The 14,378-nt window shown below is 39.2% G+C and carries 16 protein-coding genes; 6 read left to right on the forward strand and 10 right to left on the reverse strand.

What is annotated here, in order from left to right; translation table 11 throughout:
- Positions 1 to 28: 28 nt before the first annotated feature.
- The 7 genes from CXF89_RS02805 to CXF89_RS02835 all read right to left on the reverse strand — a co-directional run bounded on the left by CXF89_RS02805 (position 29) and on the right by CXF89_RS02835 (position 5,330).
- Positions 29 to 868, reverse strand: a complete 840-nt coding sequence (locus CXF89_RS02805; protein WP_121953744.1) for an amidohydrolase family protein — start codon at positions 866 to 868, stop codon at positions 29 to 31.
- A gap of 10 nt (positions 869 to 878) precedes the next feature.
- On the reverse strand, positions 879 to 1,607 hold the full coding sequence (locus CXF89_RS02810; protein ID WP_121953745.1) for an SDR family NAD(P)-dependent oxidoreductase: 729 nt from the start codon (positions 1,605 to 1,607) through the stop codon (positions 879 to 881).
- A gap of 21 nt (positions 1,608 to 1,628) precedes the next feature.
- Complete coding sequence (locus tag CXF89_RS02815; protein WP_121953746.1) at positions 1,629 to 2,117, reverse strand: FKBP-type peptidyl-prolyl cis-trans isomerase; 489 nt, start codon at positions 2,115 to 2,117, stop codon at positions 1,629 to 1,631.
- 66 nt (positions 2,118 to 2,183) lie between these two features.
- A complete protein-coding gene (locus CXF89_RS02820) occupies positions 2,184 to 3,653 on the reverse strand; it encodes a LysM peptidoglycan-binding domain-containing protein (RefSeq protein ID WP_024592486.1) in 1,470 nt (489 codons plus the stop codon).
- Between the two features lie 55 nt (positions 3,654 to 3,708).
- A complete protein-coding gene (locus tag CXF89_RS02825) occupies positions 3,709 to 4,731 on the reverse strand; it encodes an MBL fold metallo-hydrolase (RefSeq protein WP_121953747.1) in 1,023 nt (340 codons plus the stop codon).
- Between the two features lie 63 nt (positions 4,732 to 4,794).
- Positions 4,795 to 5,100: a cell division protein ZapA gene (locus CXF89_RS02830; RefSeq protein WP_007586447.1), complete on the reverse strand. Its 306-nt coding sequence runs from the start codon at positions 5,098 to 5,100 to the stop codon at positions 4,795 to 4,797.
- Positions 5,100 to 5,330: a hypothetical protein gene (locus CXF89_RS02835; protein WP_007586448.1), complete on the reverse strand. Its 231-nt coding sequence runs from the start codon at positions 5,328 to 5,330 to the stop codon at positions 5,100 to 5,102. The genes CXF89_RS02830 and CXF89_RS02835 overlap by 1 nt, the downstream gene beginning before the upstream one ends.
- Before the next feature lie 238 nt (positions 5,331 to 5,568).
- Here CXF89_RS02835 and CXF89_RS02840 point away from each other — a divergent pair, with 238 nt between their 5' ends.
- On the forward strand, positions 5,569 to 6,408 hold the full coding sequence (locus CXF89_RS02840) for a 23S rRNA (adenine(2030)-N(6))-methyltransferase RlmJ (protein WP_121953748.1): 840 nt from the start codon (positions 5,569 to 5,571) through the stop codon (positions 6,406 to 6,408).
- 107 nt (positions 6,409 to 6,515) lie between these two features.
- Here CXF89_RS02840 and CXF89_RS02845 read toward each other — a convergent pair whose 3' ends face one another.
- The 3 genes from CXF89_RS02845 to CXF89_RS02855 all read right to left on the reverse strand — a co-directional run bounded on the left by CXF89_RS02845 (position 6,516) and on the right by CXF89_RS02855 (position 8,849).
- The gene (locus CXF89_RS02845) at positions 6,516 to 7,334 is read right to left on the reverse strand and encodes an META domain-containing protein (protein WP_121953749.1); all 819 of its coding nucleotides are present in this window, start codon (positions 7,332 to 7,334) and stop codon (positions 6,516 to 6,518) included.
- 120 nt (positions 7,335 to 7,454) lie between these two features.
- A complete protein-coding gene (locus CXF89_RS02850) occupies positions 7,455 to 8,021 on the reverse strand; it encodes a PhnA domain-containing protein (protein WP_007586451.1) in 567 nt (188 codons plus the stop codon).
- 78 nt (positions 8,022 to 8,099) lie between these two features.
- A complete protein-coding gene (locus CXF89_RS02855; protein WP_121953750.1) occupies positions 8,100 to 8,849 on the reverse strand; it encodes a substrate-binding periplasmic protein in 750 nt (249 codons plus the stop codon).
- A gap of 150 nt (positions 8,850 to 8,999) precedes the next feature.
- Between CXF89_RS02855 and CXF89_RS02860 the strand changes: the two genes are divergently transcribed.
- The 5 genes from CXF89_RS02860 to CXF89_RS02880 all read left to right on the forward strand — a co-directional run bounded on the left by CXF89_RS02860 (position 9,000) and on the right by CXF89_RS02880 (position 14,371).
- A complete protein-coding gene (locus CXF89_RS02860; protein ID WP_121953751.1) occupies positions 9,000 to 10,265 on the forward strand; it encodes an EAL and HDOD domain-containing protein in 1,266 nt (421 codons plus the stop codon).
- A 2-nt stretch (positions 10,266 to 10,267) separates the two neighbouring features.
- The gene (locus tag CXF89_RS02865; protein ID WP_007586454.1) at positions 10,268 to 10,882 is read left to right on the forward strand and encodes a paraquat-inducible protein A; all 615 of its coding nucleotides are present in this window, start codon (positions 10,268 to 10,270) and stop codon (positions 10,880 to 10,882) included.
- Positions 10,883 to 10,976: 94 nt separating this feature from the next.
- Positions 10,977 to 11,339, forward strand: coding sequence for a hypothetical protein (locus CXF89_RS02870; protein WP_308304262.1), 363 nt, complete (start codon positions 10,977 to 10,979; stop codon positions 11,337 to 11,339).
- A gap of 112 nt (positions 11,340 to 11,451) precedes the next feature.
- A complete protein-coding gene (locus tag CXF89_RS02875; protein WP_121953752.1) occupies positions 11,452 to 12,828 on the forward strand; it encodes a TolC family protein in 1,377 nt (458 codons plus the stop codon).
- Positions 12,818 to 14,371, forward strand: a complete 1,554-nt coding sequence (locus CXF89_RS02880) for an efflux RND transporter periplasmic adaptor subunit (RefSeq protein WP_121953753.1) — start codon at positions 12,818 to 12,820, stop codon at positions 14,369 to 14,371. Before CXF89_RS02875 ends, CXF89_RS02880 begins: the two co-directional genes overlap by 11 nt.
- Positions 14,372 to 14,378: the final 7 nt, after the last annotated feature.

Here is a 14,378-nt window from a genome sequence, read left to right on the forward strand (position 1 = left end):
AAAGAGAGTTTAATATAACTAGTTTTACTTACACTTGGTAGTAGTGCTTAGCGTTTGCATAGCTGAGGTTGTGCCATGTCTTATCGTTTGAGCATAACGCCTTATGGGAATGCCATAGAGTGTTGTAGCTTGTATTTATTTGGCACACAGGGAAGTTGCTTGCAAACATAATACGCTGCTGGCCAAAGTGATTAAAAAGAATATTAAAACACGCTGCTTGTTGCTCACTGGTGAGTTGTAGTAATTCAAAACCAGAGAATTTAATTGCTATGTTGTCATGCTGAGCAAGTAACTCAACACCTTGTCGCCAATCATTTAAATTACTTGGTAGTCCTGCATGATTAATTATAATTTGAAGCCGCGGTAGCTGCTTAGCGTAGTAAGCTATTTGTTTGGTTATTTCGCTATTTTCAATATCAAATTGCGCTTCAAAATGCAGCTGGGTATCTGATAATGTTGTTAGGTTTTTAAAGCTATTGGCATCTAATAAACGCTTTGCGTCAGTACCTTCGGTTATATCTCTAATGCCACACAAACTCAGATGAGCTAAAGCTTCTAACGAGTTTATAAACTGATCAGCCGATGAGTCAATTTGGGTGTAACTAATAGCTTTAAATGAAAGACTTTTTAAATGCGAGCTTAGCCAGTTTAGCTCGTTTATAGGTGATTGATTATCAAACCCAGCCTCAATGTGCACAATACCGGCAAGTTCAAAATCAGTACTTTTAACAAGTTGCTCTGCACTTATTGGTTGTTTAATTTTTTCTAGGTTAGGCCATGCTGGTGGGTTTTCGCCTTGTAGCCAAGTATATTGCCCCTCGGCAAGATTAAAAAAATGGACATGGGGGTCAATAATTTGCATGCTCATTGCACATTACTCATTGGGCTGTATAGCCGCCATCAATACTTTGTAAGCTGCCAGTAATAAAGCTTGCGTCATCACTTGCTAAAAAGCTCACAAGGGCAGCTACTTCATCGGCTTGACCTAATCGGTTTAGCGGTTGAAGACTTGCTTCCTCGGCAACTATTTCAGCTTTGTTTGCGCCACTTTTTGCGCAGTACGCATCTATCGCGTTGTGAAATAAAGGTGTTTCTATTGTGCCAGGGCATACCGCATTTACTCTAATATTAAAGCCCGCGTAATCAAGCGCCGTTGTTTTAGCCATTGAAGCAAGGGCATGTTTTGTTAGGTTATACGCAAAAGAGTTTTGCTTACCTATAATTGCCTGATCGGAAGCGACTAATATAATAGCGCCGCTATTTTGCGCTTTCATGCTTGGCAATACGCTTTTTACAGCGGCATAGGCGCCTTTAACATTAAGCGCAAAAAGTGCATCGAGAGTTTGCTCGTCGGTGCTTTCTATATTTGCGCTTAAGTGTTTTCCAGCATTAGAAACAAGTACATCAATACGTTTGCTTTGTTCACAGATAGCGTTGATACAGCTTTGTACCGCCGATACATCACTTACATCACACTGATGAAATATACCGATTTCGCTCAGCTCTATATCAAGGTTATGTACTTCATAGCCATTGTTTAGCAAACGCTTAACTACGGCTAAGCCAATACCTTTTGTACCACCTGTAACGACTGCAACTTTAGACATACTTACTTCCTTTATTGCTAACTAGTGAGAGTGACCACAGCCGCCTTCAGCGTGCACGTGTCCGTGAGAAACTTCTTCACTTGTTGCTTCACGTACTGATATAACTTCAACGTCAAACGTTAGCGTTTTACCAGCAAATGGGTGGTTTAAATCACAATCTGCGTTAAAACGACCAACCTTAACAATAGTAACCTGATGACGACCTTGGTTAGAGCTAACCATTGCTGTCATACCTGGTTTCCATACTTTAACGTCGCCTTGTAGGTGCTTAAGCGGAATACGTTGAATTAAGTCATCAACACGCTCGCCGTATGATTCACTTGGCTCTAGAGTTACACTAAATTTTTCGCCAACTTCTTTGCCTTCAAGTGCTTTTTCTAAACCAGGAAGCATGCCTTCGCTGCCATGAATGTAAGTAAGTGGCGCTTCGTTTGTGCTACTTTCAATTTGCTCGCCCGCTTCGCTAAGGGTGTAATGAAATTCAACTGCTGAATTTTTGCTAATTTGCATGCTTGTCTCTTCAAATAATAACTATGTTAGGGCGCAATTTTACGCGAAATATACTTGTTTATAAACTTAACGTGGCTGATTTAGTGTTTTTTGTAAATTTAGCAGAAAATCTTTTTTTGTTGGGGCTGCTTTTTGCTTTTCAGCCTGTGGTATAAACAGCACTAATTGAGTACCAGGCTTTAAAATGCTAGATGCAGAGAGTTTGTTCCATTTTGCCAAGTCGCTATGAGGTACATCGTAAAGCTGACTTATACTCCAAAGGCTATCGCCCGACTTAACTTCGTAATCTATTTCAATGGTGGGAATCGCAATCTCTTGGTGTTCTAAATAAGGGCTAATTTTGTAATCAACTGTTAATGTGCTTGGCAGGGTTTTAGGTTGTCCAACTAATAACTTTTCTCCAACGCCTATTAAATTATTATTTTTGTTATTAAGTTGTTTTAAAGCTTTTACCGACATACTAAAACGTCTAGCAATACCGTAAAGCGTGTCGTTTTGTTTAACGATGTACTCTCCAGCAAAGTTTGATTTAAAAAACTGACTTTTTAATAAGGCCTCTTGCCCTATAGGCAGCAGTAAAGTATGCGGCCCGTTAGGTGAGCTTTGATTTTTTAAATATCCCTGATTAATCGCGTGTAACTGCTTTGAACCTATACCAGAGAGCTTAGCTATAACCGAAAAGTCGAACTGCTGGCCTATATTCATCTGTGTTGTAAATGGCTTATATGCAAGCTTTGGGCGTTTAATGCCCTTTTGTGGATGCTTAACTAAATAGCTTAAAGCGAGTAACTTGGGTACGTAGTCGGCGGTTTCTTTTGGCAGGCTAAGCGACCAGTAATCGGTGCTTTTACCGCGTTTTTTGTTTTTTTCGATTGCGCGTTTAACGCGGCCCTCACCGCTGTTATAAGCGGCCAAAGCATGTAGCCAATTACCATCAAAGCGTTTATGTAAGTAGCTTAAGTAATCAAGTGCTGCATCGGTTGAAGCAAGTACGTCTTGGCGACCGTCGTACCATTGGTCTGACTTAACTCCAAAGTGATGCGCTGTTGCGCCAACTAACTGCCAAACACCAACAGCTTGCTGTGATGAGGCTATCGTTGGTCTAAAATCGCTTTCTACAAATGGTAGTAAAGCGAGCTCCATAGGTAGTTGCTTTTGCTCAATTTTTTTTACGATATGATACAGGTAAGGCGCTGCGCGTTTACTCACAGTTTGTAAGTAGTTAGGTTGCTTTGCGTACCAGCTGATACGCTTTTTTAACGCGCGATTTTGATAAACCGTAAAGTGTAGATTGTTGGCTATATGCACCCACAGATCGGTGGTTCTTGGTGGGCGCTTTTTTACGATTGTTTTTTTGAATTGAAGTGACGTAACGTGCTCACTAACTTGGGGCGATTGAGCTACTTCTTCTTCAATATCATAAGTATAGTCAGGCTCAAAATGAGTAAATATTTGTGGAGCTTCTTGTGGTTCTTGCTCCGTTGATTGACAACCAAATAACAAAATACCCAAACAACATAAAACCAAACTGCGCATAGTGATCACTTTTGTAAATTCCTTTTATTATTTTAACACAATCCGTTGTGTTGAGTTATTCTGCGCTTTTTACGCGATTTAGGCCAGCTTGTAAAAAGAAGTTACTCGATTTTATATTAAGCGCTTCTTGTTTATAAGGCTCAATAACTGATTCAGGAAACGATAGCATTAACTGCTCAATACTTTGATCTTTATTGTTTTTAACGTGCTCTATTATGGCTGTTAAAAATGATAGAGGCTGTTTCAGCTGCTCTTTTGTTAATGTGCCGCCGTGCCCAGGTAAAATAATAGTGAGCTTTTCGTCGTTAATATATTGCTTAAGCAACGTTTGCCAACTTTTAAGTTCACCGTGTCCAGGGTAAGGAAGCCAGTCAACGATATCGCCACCAATCAGCACACTGCCATCATTAGTAGTAATAGTTAAATCGCCGTTAGTATGGGCTTGTTGCGGCTCAAGCGTTACCTCAAAATCACCAAGGTCGATAACTTTACGACTATCAATTACTATTTCTGGTTTGCTAAGCTGATACTCCTGCCAGCGAAAAAGTCGTTTTTTTGCAAGCTCTAACTTATTTCGCCATTTAGCTTGCTCTTCTTTGGGCACATTCGCTAATCGTTGGTAGCTCAGCTCAATGCTCTTTTCATACGTGTCTAGTTTGTCGGTATATGCTGTTTGATAAAGGTTAAAATTTTTATTTACCTGCTGATGAACAATGAGCTTAGCATCAGGGTAAAAATTTTGCATAACCGCCATGCCCAGCAAGTGATCGTCGTGAAAGTGGGTAGCCACTAAATAGCATAAAGGTGTTTTAAGGCGTTTCTTTAAATCTTCAGCAAGTTGTTCAACTGCGGCAAAATTGGCGCTCGTATCAACAAGTAGGGCACATTTTTCGCCTTCAATTAATACTTGGTTAGAGTCGTAAAAGCGAAGCTTGTCTTGTTGCTTTAAAAACTGAATATGAGGGTTTATTGTATTCCAAGTGACGGCAGCATAGGTGCTAGGTACTATTGATAATAAAGTGCATGCTAATAGTAAGTGCTTACATGAAGAGGCTATGTTTGAAAGTTTTAACTTCATTTATTATCTCTACGCTGATGTTTAATTACTTTAATAATAAACAAAAAGCGCAGTATGCGCTTTTTATTTTTGGTGTTTGGGGTCATTTGCCAAATGCTGACTGAGTTTATCAATCATTTGGTCTTGATGCTGTTGCTCAACTGTAGCCTGTGTTTTTGCTTCTAGCAATTCGTGGCTTAAGTTTAATGCTGCCATTAGTAGGGCTTTTTGATCGTTTCTAACGGTTGAGCGTTGCTTCATTTGCTCAACTAAGTCATTTAGATTTTTAGCTGCTGCTATTAATGCATCTTCCTGCCCTTCAGGGCAAGCAAATTGCTGCTCTTTACCTAGCAACTCAACAGTGACCCGCTGGTTTTGCAGCTCAGACATTAGCTAGCCTGTTGTGCGCTTTGTAACTTATCAAGAAGACCAGATAAAGTAGTGCTGGCATCTTTTTGCTTTTCTTCATTTTCTAAAGCTTCAAGTTGTAGCAATTCGTTGTCATCGCTTAGTTTAGTGTTCTGTTCTTTTAAAGTAACAACATCTGTTTGTAATTGGTTATTACGTTCGATTAAAGAATCGATCAGTTGTTCGAGTTGTTGAAGAGTAGTGTTATTCATAAAGGCGCTCATATAACTGTAATTAATGTCATGCAAATGTAAAGCAAAGTGTGTTGATTTGCCAGCATTTACGGTGGTTTTAGCTGGTTTTTCTTTTGCGTTAAGGGATAATTCAGCATATGGGCTTTTTCATTCAGAAATGGTTCACTTAAACACTCTCTTATCTTGGTGTAAGTTGCCAAAGCCTAGTGCTTATGGTTCACTTACGATATTAAATTGCGTATGGCGAAAATAAATAATGCTTAGTTACAGACACTCATTTCATGCGGGTAATCCTGCCGATGTACTTAAACACTTAGTACTGGCACAAGTGCTAAATTATCAAACAATTAAAGATAAACCGCTTGATTATATAGACACACATTCAGGTGCTGGCTTTTTTGAACTTGCAGCTGCCGATGCGCAAAAAACGCAAGAGTATCAAGATGGTATTGAAAAACTTTGGCATCATAAAAGTGAGCATGCTGAGCTTAATGAATACATTGAATTAATTAAGTCATTTAACGACACTGACGAACTTGCGTTTTATCCAGGTTCACCAAAAATTGCAGAGCACTACTTACGCCGCCAAGATAAGGGTTGGTTTTTTGAACTGCACCCGCGCGATTTATTATTACTTGAAGAAAACATGCAAGGTAAGCGATCTATTCGTGTACGTGGAGAGGATGGTTTTGCAGGCTTAGTTGGTTTGTTACCACCAGCATCTCGCAGAGCGTGTGTATTAATTGATCCTCCATACGAAATTAAAGATGACTACGAAACGGTTGTAAAAACCTTAGTTAAAGCTCATCAGCGCTTTGCTACAGGTACTTACATGATTTGGTATCCGGTTGTTGATAGAGAACGCATTGATAATATGGAGCAGGGCTTAATTGATTCAGGAATGCGCAACATTCAGTTATTTGAATTAGGCACTGAAGCCGATACTGATGTACACGGTATGACAGCATCGGGCATGATTGTAATTAATCCTCCATGGAAGCTAAAGCAAACAATGGATGCAATAATGCCTGAGCTTGTTGGTTTGTTAAGTGAGCCAAGTGGTTTTTACCGAAGTGAACAACTCGTTGATGAGTAACTTTAAATAGCGCTTATAACGAATAATAAAATGCCCAGCTTTGCTGGGCATTTTATTTAAAATCAATACGAATGTGTTAGGTAATATTTATATAAGGGAGCTAAATATTAATTAAAATAAACCGCACTAAAAGTAGCAAGTGTATTACCGCGACTGTTTTTAAGTTTTAGTGATTCACCTGTTATTTCCCACTTTGAAGTTTTGCTAAGTACGTCAGACATAGCCGCTTCTTGGCTCATATTATCCGAGCACATCTTTTTTGTACTTGCTAGCTGACTAAGTGTAATTGTTTGCTGCTCGGTGCTATAGCTTCCGCTAAAATTATTACAGCCTAAAAAGCCATTAACGCGGTGGTCTTTATTGAACTGAATGAATGGTTCTTTAGTTGTAACATTCACAGTTTGAGCATTTATTGTTATTGCTTTCCAGTAAGTATTTGTGAGTGTTACATCGGGTTTTTGAGTCGACACTTTTGAAAGCTCAATTTTATAGGGGGTAGTTAACTGTGATTCTGCAAACGGGTCATGATTTGTTGTACTTGTGTAAAGCACTTTGTCTTTATTTATAATTCTGGCGCTTAGGCTATAGCGATGTTTATCGCTAATTTTGCTGGCATCATAAATTAGCTCAACGGTAAATGGCGGGGCTTGGGTTACATCAATCACTTCTTGTGTGATTATATCGGCTTTTACATCCATTTTAGATACATTGGAAAGCGTAACTATTAATTGCGAGCCAGGGCGAAGCATACTGCGATCTTTGTAGCTAGCTTGGATAGTTAGGCTGGTTATTGCTTCTGCAATTTCTGTGTTTTTAGTCGATTTAGTTTGCTCACCGCAGCCAGTTACTGCAAAAGCGCTAAGCGCCAATAAGCCAATCCCTGCAACTGCTTTTTTACGCGAAGATACTGCTTGATGCTTTTCCATGTTGGTTATCCTTACTCAATATTATGTCCTTAGTGTATTACCTAGTTACTTAATCATTCCTTAACTTATTTTAAACATAAAAAAGGCGCATTAGCGCCTTTAATAATTAAAAACAAACGATTATTTTTTAACAAACTTAGTTAAAATAACAATGCGCTGGCCGTCAACTCGCCCTTCAATATGTTCAGGGTTGCTGGTTAGGCCAATATTACGAACAGCTGTTCCACGTTTAGCGGTAAGGCTACTGCCTTTAACGTCTAAGTCTTTAATTAGGGTAACAGTATCGCCTGCTTGAAGTACTACACCGTTGCTATCTACATGCTTTAAATCGTCATCTTCGGCAAGTGCTTTTTTAGCCCAGGTTAGCGTGTCTTCTTCAAGGTAAATCATGTCTAGCGCATCTTGTGCCCAGCCATTATCAGGCGCTAAACGCGAAAGCATTCTGTAAGCTACAACTTGTACTGCAGGAGTTTGGCTCCACATGCTATCGTTTAAACAGTGCCAATGTGTAGGCGTTATTTCGCTGTTATTCTCGATTTGATCTTTACATGTTTGACACGTGTAAATACATTTATCTGAGTGGGTTTCAGTTACCGGTGGTACTTCATAAACAGATAAGTTCTCGGTGGCTGCACACAATTCACATTGATTATTACTACGTTCGATTAAGGCTTTTTCAATACTCATGGGGCTCTTTCTGATTCTGGTCGAGTTAACATTTGCTGCTATTATACTCCAAAACACGAGCTCTGCGCCATTAGTCCCTTAATTTTGTGTGGGTATATTACTCATATACTTATCTTCAATACTTTTTATATATCCTTGAGCATGAAGGTTTTTAATTGCTAGGTTTATTTGGGGCAATAATTCTTTATGTTTGCTTAATAAACGAATTCTTAAAAAACCATGGGAATGCTGTGCGCCAAAGGCAATGTTTATCTCTAATTGCTTTGCCCAATAGAGCGCAGTTAACTTACCTACTAGTGCAGCTTCTACACGGTTTCTTGAGAGAGCGGTCATAAGTTCTTTCTCGGATGGAAAGTCAACGCGCTCAAAGGTGTTGTCATTAAAGTAATAGTAACCTAGTACTGTTCCTATATATTTGCCCTTTAAGCTATCGGCGCTTTGCCAGTTCTGGGCATTTTGAGGCAAGGTAACAATCATTTCTGTGGCATAAATAAGGGGCTCTGAAAAAACATAGCGAGAGTCATTTCTCTCATCCTTTGGGAGCCATTCTAATGAAATAACATCAAAATCGATTATTTCATCTTGTAAATATTTGGTAATACGCTTTGTGGGTAGGTCGATATGAGAAGCTGCAATATTTGCATCATCGAGTGCTTTTTCAATAATTTCGGGTAATACACCAGGCTTTTCTGGATCATTTGTATAATATGGATAATGACTACCTGACGCGCTAACATTGTATTTGAGGGGAGTAGGGTTAATGCTGGCATAGCTAAAAAATACAAATAGCAGAGGGCTCAGTACTAATAACCGAATAAAGTTAGCCAAATCTCCACCTTTTATATTAATATTTTTATATTAGTGTTGTGTAATTTTAACATTTTTGCAATGACGACTATGTTTATCTTATGCGAGTTGCATTAAAGTACACATATTATTGGCTGTTTTGCCATCTCTTATTTATAGGTTTAGAGCCAAGTGAAATTAAATAACATACCTGATGAGGTACAAAAAATAACTCAGTTTGTCGCGCGGCAACCTATTTTTGATATAGACCAGAATGTTTTCTCGTACGAACTGCTTTATCGAGACTCAGCCAACAATGCGTTTCCTGTGGGCACTTCTGATGTGCATGCGACAAGCCGCCTGTTTTTTAATGCATTAATGTTGGTAGGTTTAGATAGACTTACCGCGCATCATTTAGCTTTTATAAACTTGTCATCAGAAACTATTCTCGATAACTTTCCCAAACTTTTATTGCCAGAAAATAGTGTTATTGAAATAGTAGAGCGCACGGGCAATATTCCTGCGGTTGCTGAGCGTGTGCAAGAACTTAAAAAAGAAGGGTATGTTTTTGCACTTGATGATTACGATGGCGATCCAAAATGGGAGTCACTATTAGCACATGTTGATTACATAAAAATTGAGATAGATGATCCGGTTATTAAAACCAATATGCGCATTAAAAAAATAAAACGCGCAAATCCACATGCAAAAATAATTGTTGAACGAATAGAGACGCATGAACAATTTAATATATTAAAATTGGCAGGCTGTGATTTATTTCAGGGGTTCTTTTTTTCTCGCCCAGAAATGATTACGTATAAAGGTGTAGAGCCTTCAAAGTTAACTGTTTTTGATCTATTGCGTTTTACAGCAAAACAAAAACTTTGCTTTAAAGAAGTTCATCAACGAGTGGCCAGAGATGTAGCCATAACAGCCAGGGTTTTAAAGCTGGCTAACGCGCGTTCAGGAAAAGCAAATTTAGTTATTACTTCTATTTCACAAGCGGTTATTTATTTAGGTGAAGATACAATAAGGCAATTTGTTCGTGTATTAGCAATTAGTGAGTTGGGGGTCGAAAAACCAACCGAATTAACTAAGCTTGCTTTAACGCGGGCTCAATTTATGTCGCTTATTTTAGAGCAAAATAATAAAGAGCTGACCGAGCAAGGGTATCTAGTGGGTTTGTTCTCGGTGCTTGATGCTATTTTAGATGCTGATTTAAAAGACATAGTTAAAGAGTTTACCTTAGATGCAGCTATATCTGATGCGTTACTATTAGAGAGCGGCATTTTAGGAAACTGTTTATCGCTTATAAAAGAATTTGAATTAGATAATGTAGATGAAGCTATGGTCCATTTGGCCAACATAAACTCAGAGCTACACATTGGCGATATATTTAATTTTTTACTGGATGCTGTTTTATACAGTGACGATATTATTGAGGCAATAGCAGAATAAATATGCGTAATTGGTTGTCGGTTATAAGTGTAGTGGTTGCTCTTTGTTTATTGTTTCCTGGTATTACAAAACCAGTATTAACAATAGAGGGCAACATAGATAAATCAAAACTAGCGCAAGCGGGTATTGAAATGCTGGCTGAAGAGGGCGATGGTCGAACTCGCAGTATGCTAATGATGTTCTCGAACATGCTAGGGCTTGATAAGTTAGAAGGTGAGATTAGCGCCTATAACAAAACACAAAGTATTTTAGGCACAGTTAAAGAGCTTGCTAGCAATAATAATTTATTTGTAGCCGCTTTAGTGGGGTTGTTTTCTATTGTTATTCCAAGCTTAAAGCTATTATTACAGTTGCTTTATTGTTGCCTACCTTTGAATGGGTTTAAGCAAAAGCTCGGTCTGGTTATTTGTGCATTAAGTAAGTGGAGCATGGTTGATGTATTTGTTATTGCATTAATAGTGACTTACTTAGCAGGTAACGCCCATGGTAAAAGTGGCGAGCTACTTGTTATGAATGCACAATTTGGTGAAGGGTTTTGGTATTTTAGCGCATATTGTATATTTGCAATTATCGCGAGTAACTTAATTAAAACACCTGCTAAACCGCAGTCTACATAATTAAAGTATTTGTGGTTGCCGTTAGGTTACCTTACAATCATTTTAAAGTTTATTAAAAGGCATAATGTTGCAACGTTTTTACTCTAGTTTACTCATGATAACTTTACTGCTCACTTTTGTGGGTCAGGCAGTTGCGTCTGTAGCTATGGTATGCGAAATGCCACATATGCCAACTAAAACAGCAACGCATGCCCAAATGCCAATGATACAAAGTAGTGATGCAACAGCTGTCGTTAGCATGTCTGAAAATATGATGCAGATGGATTGTTGCGACGACGAAAGTACGCCACAAAATGACTGCAAATGCCCTATGAGTGGCTGCGCTGCTAACTCAATGCTTAATGTTGATACTTTATTTAGCGTTACTTTACTTGAATCTGAAAAAGTAAATGTACGTGTATTTACTACACAAATTAATATACCTCGTTCACTCTATCGCCCTCCTATGTCTGCTTAATAGCAGGATAGGTGTATGTAAAAATTGCGGTAACCCCGTTTATTGGTAACTCCTAAACACCTTTTTTGCTTCCTAATTTAAGATTTTCTTTTATTTTTAGATGGAGCAGGTGATGAACCACGCTGTAAGTATTAAAGTCGTATTATGTAGTGTTGTGTTATTTAGCACCGCTGTTAATGCGCAAAACAATCAAAATAACCTAAATACCGAAATACTAAAGCAAACTAGTAATGAGCAAACGCTTAGCTTAACGCAAGCGCTTAATTATGCGCTAACGCATGAGCCATGGCTAAAAGCGAGTGGCTACCAAGAAGATGCAGCAATAGCGCAAAGCATTGCTGCAGGCACCTTACCCGATCCTGTTTTAACGGTTGGCTTACTCAACTTACCTACTAACGGTTATGCGTTTGACCAAGAAGGGATGACGCAGCTTAAAGTTGATTTGAGCCAAAAGTTTAGCCGAGGGAATAGTTTAGCGCTTAGACAAAAAGCATTAGCACAGTCTGCTCAACAATACCCTTGGCAGCGCGCCGATCGCTTAGCACAAGTAAAAGCAATTGTGATTGAGTCGTGGTTAAACGCGTATCGTGCTCAGCGAAGTATTGCTTTAATTGAGCTAGATAAAGGGCTATTTACTCAACTTATTGACATTACCGAAGCAAGCTACGCAAGCACCTTAGGTAAAACACGTCAGCAAGATATTATTCGTGCGCAATTAGAACTCACCCGTCTTGAAGATAAGCTGGTTATGCTTGAGCAGCAATTTGAAAGTGCTAAAAACCGTTTAGCACAGTGGTTACCTATGAATATGCTTATGCAGCCTTTAAATACTGAGTTTACTAAAACCGCAGGGCTGGTTGATTTTGCGAGCCTTGAATTTGATGAGCTAATACAGTTGCTTATGACGCATCCCGCAATTATTGCGATAGATAAAACCGTAACGGCAAAGCAAACCGAAGTTGCACTCGCTAAGCAAAGCTACAAACCTCAGATGGGCGTTAATGTGGGTTATGGTTACCGAGATGATACCCCGATGGGTGAGTCGCGAGCTGATTTACTCTCTGTAGGGTTTAGTATTGATTTGCCATTGTTTACTGATAACAGACAAGATCAACAGGTTAAATCGGCTATTGCTAGTGCAGAAGCTACTAAAACACAAAAGCTGGTGGCGCTTCAAAAACTCAAAGGCATGTACTTTAAGGAGTTTAGCCAACTCGCTCGTTTGCAAAAACGCGATGCGCTTTATCAAAATACGTTATTACCGCAAATGTCAGAGCAATCTCAGGCAACACTAAATGCTTATACACGCGACGACGGGGATTTTTCTGACGTGATGCGCGCGCGCATTAGTGAACTTAACGCCAAAATTGATGCACTGAATATTCAAGTAGATCAACATATTATTACCGCCCGCCTTAATTATTATGCAAGTAGCTTAGACCCCCAAGTAATGAGCGAGCAAACTGGAGAATTACACAATGAATACTAATTTAAAGTTACTTGTTGCCGCCTTAGTTGGCGCAGGCGCCTTTGGGTTAATAGGCGGCTTAGTAATGCAGTTTTTACCTAGCAACTCGGCAATGAATGAACAACAAAGCGCAGACAAACAGCCCTTATATTGGGTAGCCCCTATGGATAGTAATTACAGGCGTGACACGCCAGGGCTGTCGCCAATGGGAATGGATTTAGTACCTGTGTATGAAAACGCTAGCAACGCTCAGGATGGACCTGGTGCTGTAACTATTTCGCCTGCAGTCGTTAATAACTTTGGTGTAAGAACGGCCAAAGTAGAGCTTAAAACACTTCACAGCGATATAAATACTGTGGGTTATGTGCAATATAACCAAGACCAACTTATTCACATTCATCCGCGTGTAGAAGGCTGGATTGAAAGTTTATATGTTAAAGCACAAGGTGCAGAAGTTAAAGCCGGTGAGCCTTTATATACATTGTATTCACCACAATTGGTGAACGCACAGGAAGAGCTTTTATTGGCGGTTAATCGTAATAATACCGTGTTAATTCGCGCTGCAAAGGCGCGTTTAGAGTCGTTAAATGTGTCTGATGGATTTATCGAGCGCTTACAAAAAAATAAAAAGATAATGCAAAATATTACTTTTTACGCAAAGCAAAGTGGTGTGGTAGATGAGCTAACAGTACGAGAAGGCTTTTACGTTAAACCAGGCACATCAATGATGAGTATTGCCCAGCTTGATGAAATTTGGGTAGAGGCGGAAGTGTTCGAGCGCCAATCAGAACAAGTGAGTGTTGGGTTGCCCGTTACAATGACGCTTGATTACTTAAAAGGTCAAAAGTGGGAAGGTAAGGTTGATTACATTTACCCCGCGCTTGATGCTAAAAACCGGACTCTGCGTGTAAGGCTTAGGTTTGAAAATGCAGATCATCGGTTAAAACCAAATATGTTTGCACAAGTGAGCATTCACGCTAAAGCGAGTAAGGCGCAATTTACAGTCCCTAAAGAAGCGGTAATCCGCACGCAGCATCAAAACCGCGTGGTTATTGCATTAGGTGAGGGTCGTTTTAAATCGGTAGAAGTTGAAGTTGGGCAAATTAATAGTAATGAAGCGGTCATTTTGTCAGGTGTAATGACAGGTGACACGGTAGTGACTTCAGCGCAATTTTTAATAGACTCTGAATCGAGTAAAAGCTCCGACTTTAAACGAATGGAAATGCCTAGTTCTAGTATTAGCTCAGGTATGAGTTCGGATTCTGGTTCAGACTCAAATATGAACATAGATATGCAGCCACAAAACGCCACGGTTAACGGCACTATTAATGCCATAGATATACAAAATCGCATTATTAATATTAGCCGAGAAGCCATTGAAAAATGGAATCGAGAACCCGCCACAATGGACTTTGTATTAGCGCCAGATATTGATATTACTCAGTTTGAAAATGCCCAGTATATTAATTTTACTTTTAGCATTATTAACGATGAATTTGTAATTACTAAAGCGCAAAACGCAGAGCCGATTGATCATTCTACTATGCAACATAGTTCTCACTAGGAGCCAT

Origin of the sequence: Pseudoalteromonas sp. MelDa3 (assembly GCF_002863625.1) — a bacterium.
GTDB classification, from domain to species: domain Bacteria; phylum Pseudomonadota; class Gammaproteobacteria; order Enterobacterales; family Alteromonadaceae; genus Pseudoalteromonas; species Pseudoalteromonas arctica.

Coding starts and splice junctions, on each gene's coding strand:
- CXF89_RS02805 (WP_121953744.1), bottom strand. CDS start 868: ATGAGCATGCAAATTATTGACCCCCATGTCCATTTTTTTAATCTTGCC.
- CXF89_RS02810 (WP_121953745.1), bottom strand. CDS start 1,607: ATGTCTAAAGTTGCAGTCGTTACAGGTGGTACAAAAGGTATTGGCTTA.
- CXF89_RS02815 (WP_121953746.1), bottom strand. CDS start 2,117: ATGCAAATTAGCAAAAATTCAGCAGTTGAATTTCATTACACCCTTAGC.
- CXF89_RS02820 (WP_024592486.1), bottom strand. CDS start 3,653: ATGCGCAGTTTGGTTTTATGTTGTTTGGGTATTTTGTTATTTGGTTGT.
- CXF89_RS02825 (WP_121953747.1), bottom strand. CDS start 4,731: ATGAAGTTAAAACTTTCAAACATAGCCTCTTCATGTAAGCACTTACTA.
- CXF89_RS02830 (WP_007586447.1), bottom strand. CDS start 5,100: ATGTCTGAGCTGCAAAACCAGCGGGTCACTGTTGAGTTGCTAGGTAAA.
- CXF89_RS02835 (WP_007586448.1), bottom strand. CDS start 5,330: ATGAATAACACTACTCTTCAACAACTCGAACAACTGATCGATTCTTTA.
- CXF89_RS02840 (WP_121953748.1), top strand. CDS start 5,569: ATGCTTAGTTACAGACACTCATTTCATGCGGGTAATCCTGCCGATGTA.
- CXF89_RS02845 (WP_121953749.1), bottom strand. CDS start 7,334: ATGGAAAAGCATCAAGCAGTATCTTCGCGTAAAAAAGCAGTTGCAGGG.
- CXF89_RS02850 (WP_007586451.1), bottom strand. CDS start 8,021: ATGAGTATTGAAAAAGCCTTAATCGAACGTAGTAATAATCAATGTGAA.
- CXF89_RS02865 (WP_007586454.1), top strand. CDS start 10,268: ATGCGTAATTGGTTGTCGGTTATAAGTGTAGTGGTTGCTCTTTGTTTA.
- CXF89_RS02870 (WP_308304262.1), top strand. CDS start 10,977: ATGATAACTTTACTGCTCACTTTTGTGGGTCAGGCAGTTGCGTCTGTA.
- CXF89_RS02875 (WP_121953752.1), top strand. CDS start 11,452: ATGAACCACGCTGTAAGTATTAAAGTCGTATTATGTAGTGTTGTGTTA.
- CXF89_RS02880 (WP_121953753.1), top strand. CDS start 12,818: ATGAATACTAATTTAAAGTTACTTGTTGCCGCCTTAGTTGGCGCAGGC.